19 protein-coding genes and 4 pseudogenes are annotated in these 19928 nt (G+C 49.7%); 11 read left to right on the top strand and 12 right to left on the bottom strand.

The window, feature by feature from the left end; genetic code table 11:
* Positions 1–24 precede the first annotated feature (24 nt).
* From CEK71_RS23820 to CEK71_RS22170, 4 genes and pseudogenes are all read right to left on the bottom strand, one after another.
* Positions 25–678 (bottom strand): annotated as a pseudogene (locus CEK71_RS23820) (phage/plasmid replication protein, II/X family); the annotation flags it as partial.
* A complete protein-coding gene (locus tag CEK71_RS22175) occupies positions 675–953 on the bottom strand; it encodes a hypothetical protein (RefSeq protein WP_088621739.1) in 279 nt (92 codons plus the stop codon). The pseudogene CEK71_RS23820 and the gene CEK71_RS22175, both read right to left, overlap by 4 nt.
* Positions 946–1143 carry a hypothetical protein gene (locus CEK71_RS23020; protein WP_157679589.1) on the bottom strand — a complete coding sequence of 66 codons (198 nt, stop codon included), beginning with the start codon at positions 1141–1143 and terminating at the stop codon, positions 946–948. Before CEK71_RS23020 ends, CEK71_RS22175 begins: the two co-directional genes overlap by 8 nt.
* A gap of 387 nt (positions 1144–1530) precedes the next feature.
* The gene (locus CEK71_RS22170) at positions 1531–1977 is read right to left on the bottom strand and encodes a phage/plasmid replication protein, II/X family (RefSeq protein WP_198328389.1); all 447 of its coding nucleotides are present in this window, start codon (positions 1975–1977) and stop codon (positions 1531–1533) included.
* Positions 1978–1986: 9 nt separating this feature from the next.
* Here CEK71_RS22170 and CEK71_RS23385 point away from each other — a divergent pair.
* The 3 genes and pseudogenes from CEK71_RS23385 to CEK71_RS23000 all read left to right on the top strand — a co-directional run.
* Positions 1987–3858 (top strand): annotated as a pseudogene (locus tag CEK71_RS23385) (YCF48-related protein); the annotation flags it as partial.
* A 129-nt stretch (positions 3859–3987) separates the two neighbouring features.
* A pseudogene (locus CEK71_RS23815) lies at positions 3988–4131 on the top strand (IS3 family transposase); the annotation flags it as partial.
* The gene (locus tag CEK71_RS23000; RefSeq protein WP_157679586.1) at positions 4125–4292 is read left to right on the top strand and encodes a hypothetical protein; all 168 of its coding nucleotides are present in this window, start codon (positions 4125–4127) and stop codon (positions 4290–4292) included. The pseudogene CEK71_RS23815 and the gene CEK71_RS23000, both read left to right, overlap by 7 nt.
* Before the next feature lie 432 nt (positions 4293–4724).
* Here the strand turns inward: CEK71_RS23000 and CEK71_RS22160 are convergent, their stop codons facing one another.
* The gene (locus CEK71_RS22160; protein WP_088621404.1) at positions 4725–5294 is read right to left on the bottom strand and encodes a hypothetical protein; all 570 of its coding nucleotides are present in this window, start codon (positions 5292–5294) and stop codon (positions 4725–4727) included.
* 342 nt (positions 5295–5636) lie between these two features.
* A complete protein-coding gene (locus tag CEK71_RS22155) occupies positions 5637–6050 on the bottom strand; it encodes a M10 family metallopeptidase C-terminal domain-containing protein (RefSeq protein ID WP_088621403.1) in 414 nt (137 codons plus the stop codon).
* 129 nt (positions 6051–6179) lie between these two features.
* On the opposite strand from CEK71_RS22155, the gene CEK71_RS22150 reads away from it, so the two are divergent.
* Complete coding sequence (locus tag CEK71_RS22150; RefSeq protein WP_088621402.1) at positions 6180–6683, top strand: hypothetical protein; 504 nt, start codon at positions 6180–6182, stop codon at positions 6681–6683.
* Positions 6684–7562: a nucleotidyl transferase AbiEii/AbiGii toxin family protein gene (locus CEK71_RS22145; protein WP_088621401.1), complete on the top strand. Its 879-nt coding sequence runs from the start codon at positions 6684–6686 to the stop codon at positions 7560–7562. It abuts the gene before it with no gap.
* A 531-nt stretch (positions 7563–8093) separates the two neighbouring features.
* On the opposite strand, the gene CEK71_RS22140 is transcribed toward CEK71_RS22145, so the two are convergent.
* From CEK71_RS22140 to CEK71_RS22115, 6 genes and pseudogenes are all read right to left on the bottom strand, one after another.
* Positions 8094–9944 carry a type I restriction-modification system subunit M gene (locus CEK71_RS22140; RefSeq protein WP_088621400.1) on the bottom strand — a complete coding sequence of 617 codons (1851 nt, stop codon included), beginning with the start codon at positions 9942–9944 and terminating at the stop codon, positions 8094–8096.
* A 159-nt stretch (positions 9945–10103) separates the two neighbouring features.
* Positions 10104–10223, bottom strand: a pseudogene (locus tag CEK71_RS24405) (IS701 family transposase); the annotation flags it as partial.
* A gap of 324 nt (positions 10224–10547) precedes the next feature.
* A complete protein-coding gene (locus CEK71_RS22995) occupies positions 10548–10688 on the bottom strand; it encodes a hypothetical protein (protein ID WP_157679584.1) in 141 nt (46 codons plus the stop codon).
* 84 nt (positions 10689–10772) lie between these two features.
* Positions 10773–12050, bottom strand: coding sequence for a hypothetical protein (locus tag CEK71_RS22125; protein ID WP_088621397.1), 1278 nt, complete (start codon positions 12048–12050; stop codon positions 10773–10775).
* A 61-nt stretch (positions 12051–12111) separates the two neighbouring features.
* A complete protein-coding gene (locus CEK71_RS22120; RefSeq protein ID WP_088621396.1) occupies positions 12112–14034 on the bottom strand; it encodes a condensation domain-containing protein in 1923 nt (640 codons plus the stop codon).
* Entirely contained in the window at positions 14031–14774 is a 744-nt protein-coding gene (locus CEK71_RS22115; protein ID WP_088621395.1) for an AMP-binding enzyme, read from the bottom strand. The genes CEK71_RS22120 and CEK71_RS22115 overlap by 4 nt, the downstream gene beginning before the upstream one ends.
* Before the next feature lie 50 nt (positions 14775–14824).
* Here CEK71_RS22115 and CEK71_RS22110 point away from each other — a divergent pair, with 50 nt between their 5' ends.
* The 6 genes from CEK71_RS22110 to tnpB all read left to right on the top strand — a co-directional run bounded on the left by CEK71_RS22110 (position 14825) and on the right by tnpB (position 19873).
* Positions 14825–16546 carry a UvrD-helicase domain-containing protein gene (locus CEK71_RS22110; RefSeq protein WP_088621394.1) on the top strand — a complete coding sequence of 574 codons (1722 nt, stop codon included), beginning with the start codon at positions 14825–14827 and terminating at the stop codon, positions 16544–16546.
* Between the two features lie 687 nt (positions 16547–17233).
* Entirely contained in the window at positions 17234–17422 is a 189-nt protein-coding gene (locus CEK71_RS22990) for a hypothetical protein (protein ID WP_157679582.1), read from the top strand.
* 26 nt (positions 17423–17448) lie between these two features.
* A complete protein-coding gene (locus CEK71_RS22105; protein ID WP_088621393.1) occupies positions 17449–18063 on the top strand; it encodes a helix-turn-helix domain-containing protein in 615 nt (204 codons plus the stop codon).
* 76 nt (positions 18064–18139) lie between these two features.
* The gene (locus tag CEK71_RS22100) at positions 18140–18865 is read left to right on the top strand and encodes a hypothetical protein (RefSeq protein WP_088621392.1); all 726 of its coding nucleotides are present in this window, start codon (positions 18140–18142) and stop codon (positions 18863–18865) included.
* 376 nt (positions 18866–19241) lie between these two features.
* Complete coding sequence (gene tnpA / locus CEK71_RS22095; RefSeq protein WP_088621391.1) at positions 19242–19535, top strand: IS66 family insertion sequence element accessory protein TnpA; 294 nt, start codon at positions 19242–19244, stop codon at positions 19533–19535.
* The gene (tnpB, locus tag CEK71_RS22090; RefSeq protein WP_088621390.1) at positions 19523–19873 is read left to right on the top strand and encodes an IS66 family insertion sequence element accessory protein TnpB; all 351 of its coding nucleotides are present in this window, start codon (positions 19523–19525) and stop codon (positions 19871–19873) included. The genes tnpA and tnpB overlap by 13 nt, the downstream gene beginning before the upstream one ends.
* Positions 19874–19928: the final 55 nt, after the last annotated feature.

Below are 19928 nucleotides of genomic sequence, written 5' to 3'. Positions count from 1 at the left end.
CCAGTTAGAACCCCTTGAAAGGAGCATATCTTTTAGTTGCATAGAACGGAGAACAACCTCTATTCGTAAGGCTTTGTCAGCCCATTCCATTAATTCAGGGAGTTGTAATTCGTCGGGTAATTTGTGGTTTTTTGCATTGATTTCATGTCCTTTGGAGTAACACTTAACAGACCATCGGCGTGAGTTTTTGGCAAAATAAAGAGTATCACCAGTATATTGACCTGAACCACGATGCTTTAAACGAGCACAAGAGCCAGCAGATCTAATCCAAGCAAGTACTTCTTCACGGTTTTTTAAATGCCAGGACTGATTCACATCAACTCGTTTTAGAGAGTATTCCCCCTTTTGAATGGCTTCGTATTGTTGTTCCGTAGGCTGAAGCCCTAAATTTTCGTGTTTTAGTAAAGCATCAAAGAATTTAGCCATTAAATATTTAAGGTCGTCAGTTCCAAAAATATTATGACCTTGAAGGAATTTTGTAGGATTGCCTGAAATCCATATTTGAGAATCTGTATGTGATTTGATTTGAATCTTTGATGAATGAGAGCCTTCAACAGTGACATTCTTGTTCACAACCCATTCAGGATTCCCTAGAACGTCAAAAGACATAACCATCCCAGACATAAGCTTAGAAGGATCATGATCACACGACAGAACAGCCGTTATCCAATCAATCATAAATCCTTAACCTCTTTTGACATATCACCAAGCATTGAATTGGCATCTAGAAGCATTGTTTGAGCGAACTCTTTAGCAATGGCTTTTGCATTTTCTTTGTCATTGGCAATTTTTTCTAAGGCTTTTAAAGTTTCTTCTAAAATCGGCTGATAAGCAGTAAGAAGCTCAAGAATAACTTTAGTTTTTGGGACACCCTGCAATTCAGCGATACGCTCAAACACAGCGTTTAAATCATCAGGAAGGGTAAGAGCGACACGCGGTTTTTGACTAGGCAATTTGAAACTCCAGAACTTCCGAAAGGGTGTGAAAATCGCCTTGATCAAGGCTGATTTGATGATTGCCATCAAGGTTTAGAATGACATCTGTGACAATTCCTTTTTCTTCACGAACAAAAATCTTTTTCTCAACTTTAGTTGTGGTGATGAAAGAAACTGATTTCCCCAGTAATTCAACAATATTTTGCATTTCTTATAATCCATCGGAGTAACTATTTTAAGAAATAGTACATGACAAAAAATAAGCTGTAAAGGTGCGGGAACTTAAAAAAGTACTCAATTTGGTACTAATGTGCAGTATTACTAACTCTGCACACCCAGCCCATAGCTCGGGCGTCGGGCCTCGTCGAAGCTCCTCGTTCATCCTTCCTCGCTATTGGGCCAAGTGAGCTTATAGTTATTTTCGTGTCGGCATAGCCTAAGTATTACCGATCTGAGGCATAAGGGAGCTTGTAATCAGGGAAAAGGGCGTTTGAGAGTCGTAAAGTATCAGTTCACTCGTAGACACTCGTTCTGTAATTTTTTTCAGGAATGCACGCTTCCGCGTTTCTCAGGAAACAAACAAAAAAAAACCCCATCAAGCGACGAGGTTTTTTTCATAAGCCCAATGGGGAATCTCAGCAGGTTGGGCTTCAACATATCTAACCAAAGGAATTACGTTATTTCGCTTTTTATCTTGAATGATAGAAATATCTACGTTGTATTCAAGGAATGTTCTTCTATAGCGATAAAACGTATTTTTTGGCAGGGATTGGCGCAAATCTTCACCATTCAACCAAAGAGCATAAATCCCTTTTAATCGTGTTGGTAATGATGCGAGTAAATCATCAGGTAATGCCATGTTATCTGTGATCTCTAAATTCTCTAAAACTAGGGAACAGAGTAACATTTTTGCTGTGTCAGTGCACCAGTTAGAACCCCTTGAAAGGAGCATATCTTTTAGTTGCATAGAACGGAGAACAACCTCTATTCGTAAGGCTTTGTCAGCCCATTCCATTAATTCAGGGAGTTGTAATACACCCAAACCAGCGGCGTGACGGAAGGGCTTAATGCCGTCCACTTTAGTGACGCGCAACACGGCTGGGTGGTAGGAATTAAAGGCACAATCCTCGCCACCGTCAACGGCGGGCAAGACTGGCACGCCCAAATCAGCGGGGTGACGGCAGGGCTTACTTCCGTCCAGTTTAGCGACGGGCAACACGGCTGGGCGGTGGGTTATAAAGGCACGATCCTCACCAGCTCCAACGGTGGGCAAAACTGGCACGCCCAAACCAGCGGGGTAACGGAAGCACTTAATGCCGTCCACTTTAGCGACGCGCAACACGGCTGGGCGGTGGGTGATAATGGCACGATCCTCGCCACCGCCAACGGCGGGCAAGACTGGCACACCCAAACCAGCGGCGTGACGGAAGGGCTTAATGCCGTCCACTTTAGTGACGCGCAACACGGCTGGGTGGTAGGAATTAAAGGCACAATCCTCGCCACCGTCAACGGCGGGCAAGACTGGCACGCTCAAAACAACGGGATGGCGCAATGGCTTTTTTCTGTCCAGTTCAGCGACGCGCAATATGGCTGGGCGGTGGGCAGGGATGGCTCCATTCTCGCCACCACCAACGGCGGGCAAGACTGGCACGCCCAAACCAGCGGGGTAACGGAAGCACTTAATGCCGTCCACTTTGGTGATGTGCAACACGGCAGGGCAGTGGGTAGGGATGGTACGATTATTGCTACCGCCAATGGCGGGCAAGACTGGTATGCCCAAACCGGCGGGGTGGCGGCAGGGCTTGAGTCAGTCCACTTTAGTGACGCGCAACACGGCTGCGTCGTGGGCTGGGATGGTACGATTCTCGCCACCGCCAACGGCGGGCAAGATTGGCGTACCCAAACCAGCGGGGTGACGGCATGGCTTGAGTCAGTCTACTTTAGCGACGCACAACAGGGCTGGGCGGTGGGTGAAGGTGGCACGATCCTCGCCACCGCCAACGGCGGGCAAGACTGGCACACCCAAACCAGCGGCGTGACGGAACAGCTTAATGCCGTCCAGTTCAGCGACGCCCAACATGGCTGGGCGGTGGGTGATAGTGGCACGATCCTCGCCACCGTCAACGGCGGGCAAGACTGGCGCACCCAAACTAGCGGCGTGACGGCAAGGTTTTTTTCCGTCCACTTTAACGACGTGCAACACGGCTGGGCGGTGGGTGAAGATGGCACGATCCTCGCCACCGCCAACGGCGGGCAAGACTGGAACACCCAAACCAGTGGGGTGGCGGCATGGCTTAATGCCGTCCAGTTCAGTGACGCCCAACACGGCTGGGCGGTGGGTGATAGTGGCACAATCCTCGCCACCGTCAACGGCGGGCAAGACTGGGTCGCCCAAACCAGTGGAGTGACGGCAGATCTTGAGTCCGTCCATTTTAGCGATGCGCAACACGGCTGGGCGGTGGGTTATAGGGGCACAATCCTCGCCACCGCCAACGGCGGCAAAACTTGGCAAAACATTTCCCCGCCCGCCAAAGTCTTCGGAGAAGGCCGACCCAAACTAGCGACTTACCCCAGCCCCCTAGCCCTAGTCGCCCTACTGTTTAGCCTACTCTTCCTAATCCACAGCCTCCACGCTTATTACGGCAAACCGCATTTATTACAAGGCGGTATCAGCGACGCGCCGATAGATGATTCAGCCCATGACCTGTTAGGCCGTACGGCGTTGGCGAAAACCCTTGCCGATTTAATCCGTAACCGCGATACCGTGCCGCCTTTGGCGGTTGCGGTGACGGCACCGTGGGGCAGCGGCAAAAGTTCGCTGTTGGGTTTGTTGAAGCAGGAGTTGCGTGGTGAGGTGTATCCGGTGTGGCTGAATGCCTGGCATTATCAAAACGATAGCCAGTTGTTGGCGGCGTTGATGGAGCATATCCGTGACCAAGCCTTGCCGCCGTTGTTGAGTGTCGATAATGTGCTGTTCCGTGTCCGGCTGTTGGCGTGGCGGTGTCCGTGGCGCGGGTTGGGGGTGTTGGTGGGCGCGGCGGTCCATGAGACTTATCAAACCCGTTCTACGGCAAAACAGGCTGTGTTTGAATATATTGAGGTCTTTTACAACAGAGAGCGGCGGCATTCAGCCAATGGCTATTTGTCGCCTGTAGACTACGAATTGCAGTTAACCATGTGTCCGGAAAAGTGTTGACACATCACTGGCGGATGGTCGGCATTTTCCAACACGGCTGGTCTTTGATTGTCGCCGCCTTGCTGAACCACCAACTCCTGCCCGTCAAACCGGGGCGGCCCGGTTTGACGGAAATCAACGGCGTGACTTTGGCTATTTACGCAGAAGGGGGTGGAGGGTAAGAAAACCTACACTTGTAAGGAGGGATGGGGTGGGGAGAATCTAAATAAGGCTTTTTTCATTAAACGAAATAAAAACAGTCTGATTAAAATCTCTTAGCCATGATCATAAGTCATTGATTTTATTCTCCTCACCCCAGCCATCCCCATCAGGGTAGGGAGCTGCCCACCTTAACAAGCCTTAGCTCTCCGCTAATCTTCCCCACTATTTAGAGGTGACTTTATGAAAAACTTGATGATCGAGTTTTACTAATGGCGGGTTTGACAAGAATAGTGCAAGTGGCGATATTTGGTTCAACATTAATGACAAGAATGGCGTTGCTGACGAAAATCTTCATCAGTTGGCATCAGGCCAATTTGGGTTTTATAGCCTTTTGCATGAATTGGGCCATGCCTTGGGTCGTGTGGTATGGTATCCAATGAAGTTTATCTAGGCTAACTTATTTTTATTTTTGACAAGCTTAGCTTGTCAATGGCCTTCATAATGTCTGACGTTCTTTGCCGCCCTGTTTTCACATAAAGTTCGACAGTGGTCACCCCATTCGGCTTTGCGGTGAATAGACTATCCCTTTTTAAAGAACAATGTCCGTTACAAGGCTTAGGCAGTCTTGTATAGCTTTCAAAATTAGTGGTTATTTCCAACGCCTTACCGGCCTCATCGGTATAAACGGCAATTTCTTTTATTGCGTCCCAACTGAGAAAAACGAACTGGTCTTTTTGGTTATAGATAGGGTAGTAAATGCCTTGCCCGTTAGCGGCGAACACCAACGCCCCAGTTTTTAAGGTGTTGGAAAATATAAAGTAAGAAAAGGCTATCGCACCGCCAAGATAAGCCAAAGCCATCGGGCTTTGGTTTACCACCACTACAGCCAATGTTATGCCGACAGCCATAACAGTGAATAATACAGGGGGATAAAGCCATGCTAAACGGCTGTATCTTACAATCAACGGGTCTGAATCAAACCCAACTTCAGATAAACTGACTGTTTCATAAGTTTTTGTCATATTAAAAACCCTGATTGCACCGGATTACGGGATGTGTTCAAAAAATTCAGAGGTACCTCAGGACAAACCGTTCTTTTGGTTAATTGACCCCAAAATTGGAAAGTTTGCGACAGAACCCTTAAGCCCCGTTTACTCTGAAACCAGTGGCTTTGGTTTAATGACTGGGCTAGGCTTTTCTGGGAGGCCTGTCTATATTGCTATATTTTTCAATATTTTGTGTGTTGTAATGTTGGGTAGCAACAAGTGGTTGCCCGACCTATTACCGCCAACCGTGGATTTCTACCCCCTTAAGTCAACAGTATTGCGGGCAGGAGGAGCCTGCCCGACACACTTAGTGGCCGGTCAAATCACCACAAAATCGGCGTTGGTCAAGGCCAGGCCCACGCCCAAGATGGCGATTTGCACCGCCGCGCCCGCGCCGTTGCCGTCGGCATCATAAGACAGGGCGCCGGTGCCGGCGTTGTAGATGATAAAGTCGTTGGCGTCGGCCGCCGCCGCACCGATTTTAAACTCGGCGGCATTGAGCACGCCGGTGGCCGTCAGTTGGGTGAAGACGGCGTTTTCCAGTTGGATGGTGTCGTCGGCGACCGTAAAGTCGAGTACGGTGTCGGTGTTGCCGGCGGAAGGTGCGGTGTTGAAGCGGAAAACGTCCGAGCCTGCGCCGCCGGTCAGGGTGTCGTTGCCCAAGCCGCCGGCCGCATCTTGCTTAAATTCCAGGGTAAATTTGGGTTTTTTGACTTTATCTGTTTTGCTCATTTTTCACCTCTGCTGACATTATAATATGCCTTTGGAAGTGTCCGGCTTTATTAGACCATTTCACTACCCAAGATACTGTTCCTCACCACGCTTCCCCATACACAATGGAAACAGTCAGCCACATCGAAAATGCAGAAAGACCTTGGGGAAGAAGCCATTGGACATTATTTAGGGTCATCCTTGCCCACCTTACGCCGTTTGCGGTTGATAAAAATTCACCGTAAGACCCTTAACATCCATTCCACCGTGCATTGCGATCCCGGATCTTATGTGAATGTGCAGGGACGGTTTTTGCGTGTCTCCACAATTGGCCGCACATTTCTTGACATGATCCGTGAACCTGATTTGTGTGGCGGTATCTATCATGTGCTTGACATTTACGCTGAGCACGCAAGCCGCTATCTGCGGTTGATCGTCGATGTAATTGACCGGCACGGCAGCAAAATCGACAAAGTGCGGGCAGGATATATTCTTGGGGAACGTTTAGGCCTTGCTCATCCTGCTATCGAAAATTGGCATACTCTAGTACAACGTGGTGGCTCACAAAAGTTACATGCCAAATCCGCTTACAGCCCGAACTTCTCAGAAAAATGGTGCTTATCCATCAATATAGAAGAAGCTGAGGAGGCATAGTTGCAGAAATTCGACATTGGGGAATGGGTCAATCAAAAACCCGACCAACGCACTTTCCGCCAAGCTGTGCATATCATCCTCACCGCTATAGCGGGTACACCTTCCTTACAGACCAACATGATCATGAAAGGCGGTGTGCTGCTGGCCATTGGCTACAACAGCCAACGCTATACTAAGGACATCGACTTCTCAACGGCAATCAAGCGTTCAAGCTTTGATGTTGATGATTTCCGGCGGCAATTCGAAGAAAGTTTGCTTTACGCCGTGGAAACTGCGGGCTATGGCCTCGACTGCCAGATTCAAAATTGTATATCACGTCCCGAAAACGAAAACGCCACCTTTCCGTCCATTCAGATTAGCATCGGTTATGCAGAAAAGGGCAGTCCAGCCCATAAGCGTTTACTAGCCAAGAAAGCCACCATGGTCGTTCGAATTGACTACAGTTTGAATGAACCCGTCGAAGAGCCTGTACTGTTTGAGCTGGAAAAGGACAATCTCATTTACACCTACAGTTTTGTGGAAATGGTGGCCGAGAAACTTCGTGGGGTTCTCCAACAAGAGGAGCGAAAACGCTTTCGTAGGCAAGACATTTACGATCTCCATTATCTCCTTAGTGATCAACCGCTGCGTGAAGATACAAAGACCAAGGAAACTATTCTGGCACGGCTTATCGACAAATCCAAAAATCGGAATTTACTTGTTGACCCCAATGCCATGTCAAACCCTGAAATTCGCCGCCGTTCCGAAGCGGAATACAAAAAGCTTGCCCCTGAAATTGAAGGGGATTTGCCACCATTCGATGAAATTTATAACTTTGTTGAGAGTTTTTACCTCAGATTGCCTTGGAAATGTTACATAAGCAGCCCATTCTGGCAATAAATGCTGTTTCTTAAGTCTAGCTAATGCCACATGTTGGCTAACATACGCAGGTTCCAATTTTTCTGGGACGACTGCGACCGATCCAAGATATGCAGTAATGGAGAAAAGCACATCACCTGATCGAACTTTTGTTCGTTCACCTTCAGTTCCTTTTGAGACCATTACTCTTTGAACGTCTGATAAATCGAGATGGATACTGTCCCTAGTCAGGTTGCCAATACGAATAAATAATTCTCCATCATCAGAATAATGTTCTGCCCATCCCCGTGAACCACTTGTCAGAAAAGCCAAGTTTCGTTTAAGAGGCATAACATCCCAATGCTCCGGTACATCACCCAGCCACTCAATACCCGAATCCTTCATCGGCACATTGAAATGGTCTAATAAAGCCGGACACTTCCAAAGGCATATTATAATGTCAGCAGAGGTGAAAAATGAGCAAAACAGATAAAGTCAAAAAACCCAAATTTACCCTGGAATTTAAGCAAGATGCGGCCAAAGCTGTCCGCATCGATCAGATCCCGGCTCCGCTCAACTGCCCGCTTTTTTTAACCATGTTAATAATCTAAAAAATTCGTTTATTATCGTCCATATAGCCACAAAAACCCTTAACTTAATGGCAGTGAGGCTATCCCTGAGCATTTTTAGCAAGTTTTTGTTGGGTTTGCTGCCAAACGCTTTGGCAAACGCGGCAAAAAAAGCGGCATCGTCCATGATTCGGGATTGCCCTGTAAAGCTTGCCAACGCGGTTATGATGTTGTCCTGTAAGGCTTTGCCTTTGGCTATGTCGGCTGCGGCGGCGGTTTTGTCCTTTTTTTTGCTGGTCGCCCATTCGATGAACTTAGGGTGCGTTTTGAGTGCGGCGAGTTTGTCGGCGGTTATTGCATACGCCAAACGTAAAGGCCGATCAACGATGACTTTGGTGTATTTAAAATCCGCCACGTCATAAATTTTGCTGATTTCAAGTTGACGTTGTGTGCCGCCTTCGTCCACGCTGATGCTGTAAGGCTGGTAGGCTTTGTAAATGTCGGTGATTTGGCGGATGCCATCATCGCTGATTTCGTATTGTTTTTTGCCTAAAGATTTAATTTTTTTGGTGAATTGCGGGTGTACGGCATTAATTAACTGCACTTGGTTTTTGCGGTTGGTGGGTTTTTTGTTGTTTAAAATCCAGATGTAAGTGCCAATGCCTGTGCCGTAAAACAAATCTTTGGGCAAGGCGACAATGCAATCGAGCAAGTCGTTCGGTTCGTCCATTAGCCAGCCGCGAATATTGCTCCAACCGCCTCCCGCATCACCATTAAACAAGGGTGAGCCGTTAAAGACGATGCCTATAATGCTGCCTTGCGGGTTCATCTTACTGACCATGTGTTGCAGGAATAACAACGAGCCATCGCTCACATCGGGTGTGCCTGCGCCGAAACGGCCTTCATAGCCTTTTTCTTCGGACTCATCTTCAATAACTTTACGGATATTCTTCCAATCATCGCCGAAGGGCGGATTAGTGAGCATGTAGTTGAAGGTCTTGCCGATCAGCTGGTCTTTGGTTAAGGTGTTGCCATGTTTGATGTTGTCGGTGTTTTCGCCTTTCATTAAGATGTCTGATTTGGCGATAGCGTAAGTTTGTTCGTTGATCTCCTGCCCGAAGGTGTAAACGCTCAGGTTAGGGTTTACGCTTTCTTGCAAGTAATCTTTGGCGGTGGTGAGCATTCCGCCCGTGCCGCAACAAGGGTCATAGATGCTGACAATTTTCCCTGGTTGCTTGAGTTCGTGGGTGTCATGCGAAAAAACGAGGTTGACCATCAGACGCACGATTTCACGCGGGGTATAAAACTGTCCGGCTTTTTCGTTGGAGGCTTCTTTGGATTTACGGATCAGGATTTCAAAAATTGTTCCCATGTCGTGATTGCTGATGCTATCGGGGCTTAAATCCTGTTTGGTGAATTCAAATGTCACAATGTACAGCAGCTCTTTTCTGAGCAGGGTTTCATAAATCGGGGCGAGGCCTTTTTCAGGACCTCCGCTAAAGTTAAGCAGAATATCTTTGATGTTGTCGCTAAAGCCGTTCAGGTAGGCTTTAAAGTTGTCGCCAAGGTGGTTACTGTCTTTAACAAGGCTGAGCAGGGTATAGCCGGAAATATTGTAGAAATTTTGGCCTGAGGCTTTTTTTAGCAGTTGTTCTAATACGTCTGGATTGGCTTGGTCTTTATATTGCTGATAGGTTTTTTCGACTTGTTTGTGGGTTTGCTCTAGTACGCAGTCTATCCGCCGTAACAAGGTAAAAGGAAGGATGACTTCTTCGTAGTCTTTTTCTTTATATTCATCGCGGATATGTTCTTTTATGCCCCAGATAAATTCTGATATTTCGCTGTGTCTTTCCATTGCTTCAACTGCTGCTGTTTAGTATTTTTTCTAGCATACCATAGGCAGTGGGTATTTTGGGTGATGATTTTTGTAGGATAGCTAAATTCTGTCAATTGCGATTAATCTGGTATGGCGAATATAAAAGTACGGTGGCTCTGCCCAATTTATTATCTGATGTTACGCAGCCCTTAGTTTTTGCAACTCTTCATAAGCCATTTGGTTGGCCTTGACGAACAGCTTGGCCCGCATAGCGAAATGATTGGTTTTATGTTTTATCTTCAGGCATTCGAGCTTGAACGCATCGCCGACAAGCCCGTCGCCGTTGCAAAGCCTTGATTGCAGATCAGGTAGTCTGTGTAGAGTTCTATTTTTTCTTTTTCCATCCGTCAATGATACTCTTTTTGGGATGGGGTGCGTAACATCAGTAAATTAGCTAAAATTAACACAGCTTTTTCATTTTTATATAAAGCGATAGGAAGAAGCAAAATGTATGTAGTCAACAAGCCAACCCAAAAGTCAACTTTATAATGCAATAACATAAAAGATAGCCCAAGCCAACATCCTAATACATGGAATAAGCTATATAGCATCATAAAAAAAGGCCGTAATTTGATCAAAAAATTATTCTTTAGCATCTGCAAATATATTCGCCAAACTATCAGTTAAAAATTTATATACCGGAACTACAATCGACATATATAGAGATAAAACAGCCGCTTCACCACTACCGGTAAGCTTGTCGGCACCTAAAAAATTCCCCAAAACAATTAATCCAACAATGTTAATGATATTCTGCTCCTTTTGTGGATCTGAAAAATTATTATTATCCAGTATTGATATGACATATTAAGTGAAACCGTATAACCCGTATATTGCTACGCCTGCTAGTATAAGCAATGGAATTAGTCCTATGCCCAAAAATAGAGCGGTAATAAACGGAATTAAAAACGAGAGCATTCCGACAACAAAATACCATGACCTATTCCCCCCACCCGCAATCTTATAAGCCCCCGCCCCGGTGTCGGCATCGGTGATGATATAGCCCGCGCCCGTCCAGCCCGGCACGCTGACATTATCCGTATGGGTGATGACTTCCTTGCCCGCGTTGAGGGCGTTGCGGATGTCGGCCATCGTGTCAGCATCGTGGTGGATGTTGGCGAGGGTGGCGGCTTGGTTGGCGGGGGTGATGTGGTAGATGCGTTGCCCGGCGGAGATGGCTTCGCCGGGGTTTTGGGCGTTGGTGAACAGTTGCTCCGGCACAGCGCTTTCGAGGGCGGAGCTGAGGATGCCGGTTTGCAGGGTGTACTGTTTTTTGTGGGCGGCGTCGCCGTCGTCGCTGGCGGTGACGCTGACCAGGGGGATGTCCAGGGCGATGCCGCCGGGCTTGATGCTGCGGGGGAAGCCGAAGAAGTAGCTGACGGTGGGTTCGTAGCCGAACGTGCCGGTGCCGACGGCGAGGGTGTAGTGAGCGCCGTTTTGGAGGCCCATGAGTTGGCTGAGGGCGGTCAGTTGCGCATAGTAGCCCAAGCCCCCGGCGTGGAAGAGGTCGCCGAGCAGGTCTTCGCGGTTCAGGGCGGCGATTTGGCTGGTGTCGGCGCTTTGTAGGACGCTTTGGGTGTGTTGCAGGTGGGCTTGGGTGGCTTTGAGAGTTTGCGGCGAGACGCTGCCCGCGTAGGCGTTGACGGCGAGGTAAGACCCGGCGACGGCGTAGTAGGTGCGCGGGGCTAGGGTTTGGCCGCGCCCGGCGAAGCTGACGGCGGTGCTGAGCGGCAGTTCTTCGCCTAAACGCAGGGGGCTGCCGGTTTTGAGGGTCTGGCCGTTGAGTTTGAGTTCGGGGACGACGCTGACCAAGTAGCTGGGGATGCTTTGCGGCAGTTGGCTGAGGCTGGTGAGGTCGCCTTGGGGCAAGAGGGACTGCAACGCTTGGCTGTCGGCATCGGTGGCGGGGCGGAAAGACAGGGTGAGCTTTTGGTTGTTGGCTTGGGCGAACGGCAGGGTGGTGGGGTTGAGCATAGCGCCTTGAATGTCTTGGGCAAAGCTGTAGCTGATCTGCTGTTGCAGGGTGGCGGGCAGTTTGTCGTAGTGGGTGCCAGTCAGCACGACGGGGATGGACAGGCCGCCCATCAGGATCGGGTAGTTTTCCGCTATGATGCTGCGCCCGCCGATGATATGTAAGCGCGTGTCCCTACCACGTTGCCTTTTCAGGTAAAGTTTGTTTAATCGCCGTTATTTGTTCGGGGGTCAAAGGCAACAATTCATCAATGCGGCTATTCGGCCACACGGGCAGTTTTTCCAATGTTTCCTTCAGCCATGCCGCCGGGTTTAGGCCATTAAGCTTGGCCGTGCCCAGTAAGGTTTGGATCGCGGCGGCACGTTGCCCGGCACGTTCGGAACCGGCAAACAGCCAATTTTTCTTGCCCAGCGCAATGGGTCGGATGCAATTTTCCACGGGGTTGTTGTCAATCGGCAGATGTCCGGTTTCCGCATAACCCAGCACTAGCCGCCGTTCCGTATCCGGCAAGATGCTGAGTTGGCTGACCGGACAAGCCGGTCTATTCGCCAGCGCGGCGGTTAGATGCTCTAGGGCAGTCTCCAAATACCCGGCGATGCGCCCCGGGTCGATGCCGTCAGTGCATTGGGCGGTGAGCAGGAAGCCTTCGCCTAGATCATCAACAGACAGGGCAATGGGGTAGTTAGTGCGCTCTTCACTGTGATGGATGCGCATACCCTGCCACAGTGCTGCCACAGCCACGTCGGTAGCAGGAGCGGCAGTGCTGTGCCGATAGTTAAACAAACTGGTAAACAAAGGCAAAGGCGGGGCGACACTGCTACAGCGTTGTGCCAAGGCTAAGGAAGCTTGTTCATGATCGAGCAGATCCATAAATTGCCGATAAGTGGCCTTGACCAGCCCGCTGACCGATTGGCCAGCCAAGTTGATGCGTAGTGGTAAGGTATTGATGAACAGGCCGAGTGTCCGGTCAGAACCGCCGGAATGTTGTAAACGCCCCAATAAGACCGTGCCGAACACTACCGCATCGCGTCCCGTACATTGCGCCAACACTTGCGCCCACGCGACATGGAACAGCACGGCGGCCGTGACTCCCTGCTGTTTAGCGCTCAGGCAAATGCAGCGGGCCAGTTCTGGGTTTAACAACCGCTTGGCTTCGTTCAGCGGGCCGCTGTTAGTGGCAAGGATGCCGAAAGGCGCGGTGGGGCTATCAATATCGGCCAATTGTTGTTTGAAATAGCTTTCGTGTACGGCAGGCGGCAAGGCTAAGGTTTGGGCGATAAAATTACGGTAAGGTAACGGTGTCGGCAAACGTTCGGCTTGGCCGCTGATGATGAGCTGAATTTCGGCAATGATAAGCTCCAGCGTCAAATGGTCACTGACTAAATGATGGTTAAGCAAAGCCAATAACCACTCTCCCGCTGCCGCATCATATAAGGTATAAGCCGCAAACAACGGTGCTTGTTGTAAGTTGATGCGCACTTGCCGGGGGTCGGTGGCGGCCAGTAATTGGCTATAAGCCGCATCTGCCCCGTTTTCCGGCAATTCTATAATAGGCAGCAGGGCTTGCCGTTGTACGACTTGCACAGGTTGCGGTAAGTCTTGCCAGTAGATGGCCGTGCGTAAAATATCGTGACGGTCTATTACCGTTTGTAAGGCGCTGAGGAAAGCCTCCAAATGTCCGCGTTGGCTAAAGCTCAGCACAGTGCGCAATAGGTAATCGTCACCTTGGGTCGCCAACAAATGGTGGAACAAAATACCTTCCTGTAACGGAGCCAGAGGGTAAATGTCCTGGATATTGGCAGTGCCGCCCGGCACATTGCCGATTATAAGGTCGATATCGGCCTGAGTCAGGCTGACCAAAGGCAATAAGTCTGGGGTGATCTTAACTGGCGGCACTTGAGGTGTTACGGCTTTAAAGGCTAATGCCCCCCCGTCTTTTTGCAATGCGGCGAGCAATTCCGGTTTGTACTGTTTTAATGCCGCCAATAATGCCGGGCTAATAACGCCTTGGGCGGCGCGGATAATTAACTCGCCGTTATGCACAGAAAGGCCGATATTTTTTTCCTGAATGTGTAATGTCAGTTCTGCTAAATTCATAGATGAAATTCCTCCATAACGGTTTCTGTCTGTGGTTGGCTAAACGCCGCAGGTATCAGATTAGGCGGTATTGCCGTTGCTGTTGCCGGGTTTTGCTCAGCGTCTATCGCCGCCGCCATATCGGCCAGTATCGGCGCGGTAAAAACCAGACGTACCGTCGCGCTTAGCCCTTGTTGACGCAGCCGCTCAATAAAAGTGACGATCAGCAAGGAATGCCCGCCCAATTCAAAGAACTGGTCATGCCGCCCGACTTGCTCCAGGTGCAGCAGCTCTTGCCAAAGTGCGGCGATGACGGTCTCGGTAGGGTCTTGGGGGGCTTCGTAGACCCGCGCCGCGACACTGCCGCCGTCCGGCGCAGGCAAGGCTTTACGGTCAAGCTTGCCGTTGGTGCTGAGCGGGAACTGTTCCAGCGTGACGAAGGCGGCGGGTAACATATAGTCCGCCAATTGCCCGGCCAGTTGGCGGCGCAATTCGGCGGGGTCGGGGGTGTGGCCTGTTTCTGGGATAAGATAGGCGACCAAGCGCTTATCGCCCGGCACATCTTCCCTGGCGATGACCACGGCCTCGCGGATACCGGGGCATAGACATAAGCGGGCTTCAATCTGCCGAGGTTTGTGAGATTGCGGGGGTAGGTAGACGGAAGTTTTTTTCCCACATCGCTGAAAAACGAAGCGCTTCTCGTAAAAATTAATATCGTCGACGGGATGGAAAGATAGCCGGTTGCAATTGAAATTTTGCATGGCCTCTGCAATGCGGCTTAGGATAGCTGCTATGTCCTATTTTTACATGTATGTCGGCTGTACCCGATATTCGCTGTAAGTATGGAAAATCACTTCGAGCCGCAAATCAACAAATTGCTTGTATTACCTACACAAATGTTGCGGTTGAAAACATTAAACGCAGGACGAATTTAGACGAATTATTTGCTGTATCAACGATTCACGGTTTTTTGTGGGGCTTAGTAGAAAATTATCAATCAGATATTTGTAATACCCTGAGAGATCAGCTTATCCCCGAACGCATTGAAAAAAAGCGGCAAGAGGATAATGGTGGGAGGAGTGTAGCTGCACAAAAAGCACGAGAGCAAGTGGTAAAATTACAAAGTGATCTTGATAACCTCCAACTTGTTGAAAAATTCAGCTATGACGACAGTGGAAGGCGGGATTTCTCAACAGGCAGCTTAAGTCACGATGATATAGTTGATTTGGTTTCGATGATGATTTTGCGCTTACCTAATTTACAAAAGATTATCGGGCAAAAATTTCCTTATATTTTTATTGATGAAGCGCAAGACACCTTTGGCAATGTCATGAAAGCATTAAACCAAATCGCCTCGGAAGAAGGGTTGCCGATGATTGGTTACTTTGGTGATCCAATGCAGCAGATTTATGAAAATCGTGCCGGGCAATTCAGTGGCCCAAATGGTTATAGGTTAATCAAGAAAACTGAAAATTATCGTTGTTCAAAGGAAGTGATTAAGCTGCTTAATGCTATTCGACCAGATTTACGACAGACATCAGGGCCAAATAATGTAATAGGTAGTGTGGAAATAAGGCTGATAAAAGCTGAATCAGGCAATGGTGATAGGAATACTTATACAGATGCCCAGCTTTCCAGCGCATTAAATCAATTTGATAGTGCGCTTGCTCATTTTCAATGGAATAACTCTGATGGTATTAAACAACTGTTTCTTACCAGGCAAATGATTGCTCATCGTATTGGTTTTTCTAAACTTAATCAATTATTTACTGGATGCTATGCATCACAAACGGCTGAAGATTCATTTAAACAAGGCGAACATTTTGCTCTTAAGCCATTTATAGAAGTTTTGATACCTCTGGTTGAAGCCCATAAAATTAATGACCATGCCGCCATTATCCAAATTCTGCGTGAATACAGTCCTTTGCTTGATCCAGAAGGTGCCAGCAAAGATTTAACCATTAAAACCGTTACAGAAAAAGCCCAAACGGCAATTAACGCTTTAGTTTCCATCTGGTCCAACCAAACCGTAAAAAAAATTCTAAACGTAGCAAGTCAGCATGGATTAATTAGTCTTTCAGAAAGGCTTACCGAGCATCTTCAAAGAAAGCCTCGTTCAGAGGTGTACAATGAAACCGAGTATGGACTAGAAAAAGGTGATTGGCTTATGGATAAGTTTTTAACGCATAAAACCAATGAACTTGCCTCATACCGAAAATTCATTTTAGATTTAACACCTTATAGCACTCAGCATGGCGTGAAAGGCGATGAATTTGAAAAAGTGCTTGTGTTTTTTGATGACACTGAAGCGAATTGGAATATTTACAGTTTTTCTAAATTGCTAACACCAATATCCGTTGGAAAAGAACCGACAGCAGGACAAAAGCAAAAAAGCCTTAATCTTGCTTATGTTTGCTTTTCACGGGCGATACAAGATTTGCGGGTTATCATGTTTACTGAGAATCCTATTGCGGCAAAACAAGAGTTTATAAGTAATAAAATTTTTAGAGATGAGCAGATTACTATTCAATAGTGGTGGATATCTGATGCTAATCTACCAAATTGTTGTTGAGTCTAACTCCAACCATGCGGCCGATACGCCCGGCGGTAGATCAGAGCTAATTAGCAACAGTGTTCAATACCTTCGTCAAACAGATGACACGTTAACAGGAAGGCCACCCCCTTGCTTTGCAGTTCGACCAGCACCGCCACCTATCAAACTGGCAGTATAGCTAATTGAAATGGTCTAATAAAGCCGGACACTTCCAAAGGCATATTATAATGTCAGCAGAGGTGAAAAATGAGCAAAACAGATAAAGTCAAAAAACCCAAATTTACCCTGGAATTTAAGCAAGATGCGGCCAAATTGGTGCTTGAGAAAGGCTATTATTCGTCTTTTTAGTTAATAAATGATCGGAAAAATCCGCGCCAAGCCACGGCGGGCGGGGCTTGGGCGGGTTTTTGGCGGGGCTGTTGGCTAAGCCCCTTGTAAGCCCCTGTTAAGCCAAGAACAAGAACAGGAGCAAGAACAAGAACAGGAACAAGAGCAAGAACAGGAACAAGAGCAAGAACAGGAACAAGATACAGGCGGGCACTTGCGTATTTGGGCGCGGCGGCGCGGGTGTGGGTAGGTAGGGGAGGTCGTGACTTTGTCTGACAAGTCGGTCGTGACAAAGCTAAGTGGTTGATATTGTCAGCTTTGCGGTGATGCGGTGAGGGGTTGGCTAGAGGTGGGCGGCAGGGAGTGCGTGGGTGTTTGGCGCGGTGGGCAGTTTTGTGGGGTTTGGGGTGGGAATTTGGCGGTATTTTTGCGGTTGGCGTGACGGGCGGGCGTGAAATTAAGCTGTGCTGGCGTTGCGGCTTGCTGGCGGTGTCCGGCAAGTCTCCCCTTAAGCTCAAGGCCGACTAGGCCACCAACCCCTACGGTGAACGGTAATGATTGAAATTGTTGATAATAAGCTGGTGATTCAGGTGCCTCAGGAAGTCGATAAATCGCAAGGGGCGCAGACCTTTGGCGGGCGGATGAAAGCGGCGCGGGAGTTGAATAATTACTCGTTGAGTGAGGCCTATCCGCTGTTCGGTTACAGCAATGCCTCGATGCTGTCGAAAATTGAGAATGCCAGCAATGGCTTGTCAGTGCCGATCTGGTTGGTGGTGCGGGCTTCGGAGGTGTATTTTGTCTCGACGGACTTTTTGTTCGGGGTGTCGGAAGATTGGGAGCGCGATGCCCAGGTCAGTCAGGAGCGGGAAGTGACGCGGATGTTGTCGGATTGTCTGCTGCAAATGCGGGCGGCGGAGCTGAACCAGGTGCGCACGATCAGCCACAAGATTGACGCGTGCGGTAAGGCGACGCATTTTGCTTTGACGGCAATCACGAAGATTTATAACGCGCTGGAGACGGTGCGCCGTAAGAATGCGATTTTTGATGAGGAGATTATCGGCGGCGCGGCCTTGGTGAAGGCCACCGATGAGGCGTTTGCCTTGGCGGCGCAGGCAAAGACGGGGTTGGCTAAGGCGAAGTTTATGTTGCGCGGCGAGGCGGCGCGGTAGGAAAAGCGGCCTGTAGGTGGGGCGGCGCGGCGGGTATAGTGTCGGTGGTGGTTTTTGGCTTTTGAGGGTGGCATAGATGTTTGGTCCGGTTAAGGTGGGGTTTGGCGAGTATCTGGGGCGGTTTTATGCGGGGCTGGTCGCCACGTCCGCGCCTTTGCAGGCTTATAGTGCGCGGGGGTTGGCCAAGAGTATCGTCTGGTGTCCGGGACGGATGGTCGATCAGGCGGAAGCGATGTTGGCGGCGTGGCAGGAACATGCCAACGACGGCGAGGCGACTACGCCGGCTCCGTTGCCGGTGCTGTTGGTGGCGATGGGCAGTAATTATAGTCCGGTTGCTAACAGTGCCCCGCAGTTGGCGGAGACCTTGCCGATTATTTTGGCGGATGACGCTAAGCAACGCTTGTTTGGTTTAAAGACGGTAATGGCGGCGTTGCCGATGCAGGTGGTAGTGATGGCGGCCGAGCAGCCGACGGCGTTGGCGTTGGCGGCGCAGTTGGGGCTGTATATGCGGCAACCTGCCAATCGGCGCTTTACGGCGGCTTATACGTTTGCGGGCTTAAGTTATGACTGGCCTGTGGTGTTGGCAGAGTCCGGGGTGGCGTTTAAGACGGTGACGCATGATTATCACAATCTGACGGTTATTGCGGCGGATTTTGTCTTACAGGCGACCGTGCCGCTGTATGACGCGCCGACTGCCGATAATCCGAACCGCGCTGATGACGGGGTGCCGGGTACGGATGATCCGGCGGGGTATTTGCGGGTGGCGCAGGTGAATACGGTGGAGCAGCCGCCGTCGGTTTGAGGGGGAAAGCTCCTCCCCCTAGCAAGGGGGAGCCCTTCGGCTTCGCTCAGGAGGGAGGGGGTTATAGAAAGAAATTTCTAACGCCACAGCGTGTTGGAACCCCACCCCAGCCCTCCCCTTGGCAGGGGAGGGAGCTTAGGTCTTCCCTGTCGTACAGGTGAATGCTAAGGGGGAAAGTGAAATGGTCTAATAAAGCCGGACACTTCCAAAGGCATATTATAATGTCAGCAGAGGTGAAAAATGAGCAAAACAGATAAAGTCAAAAAACCCAAATTTACCCTGGAATTTAAGCAAGATGCGGGTAAACGTCTAGCCAATCCACCTAGGCAAACCTGATACGAACTGTCATCCTTGCCCTTTTGTATGGGGAATAACGATGGCATCATCAAAGAAGTGGATTGGGCATATTGAAGCATGGCAGGCCAGCGGCCTGCCGCAAGCGGATTATTGCCGGCAACAGCAGTTAAACGCCAAAACCTTTGCGGCACGATTGTGCGAATACCGTCGTGTGCAACCGGCATTACCGCCGCCTCCGGCCTTCATTCCCGTACAAGTCGATACGGCGGCACCGACCCCCTTGGTGCTGCGGCACGCGGGCGGCCACCGGCTTGAGCTGCCGCCGGGCGTATCGGCGGCTTGGTTGGCGGAGCTGTGGCGATGCCTGGGCTGATCCCATGCCCGCCGCACATTTGGTTGGCGGTGTCGCCCGTAGATATGCGCAAGGGCGCCGATGGCCTGTCGGCCATCGTCCAGCAGGCGTTGGGGCATACGCCGTGCGCGGGCTCCGCGTTCGTGTTCCGCAACCGGGCGGGCAACCGCCTGAAGCTGTTGCTGTGGGACGGCAACGGCGTTTGGTTGTGCCAGCGCCGTTTGCACCGGGGCGGTTTCGTCTGGCCGGCGGCGGGCGACACGGTTTTCCAGGTCACCGGGGCGCAATGGCACTGGCTGGTGGCCGGGGTCGATTGGCAACGTTTGTCGGCGGTTCCCCCGGCACATTGGCAAGCCTGAACAGGTTGGTTCCCGTGTCCAAAAACACCGCCAGAAATTTGGGGAAAACCCCCTA

The organism is Methylovulum psychrotolerans (assembly GCF_002209385.1).
GTDB lineage: Bacteria > Pseudomonadota > Gammaproteobacteria > Methylococcales > Methylomonadaceae > Methylovulum > Methylovulum psychrotolerans.
The sequence above is the reverse complement of the archived record's forward strand: the minus strand, read 5'-3'. Positions and strand labels throughout refer to the sequence as shown.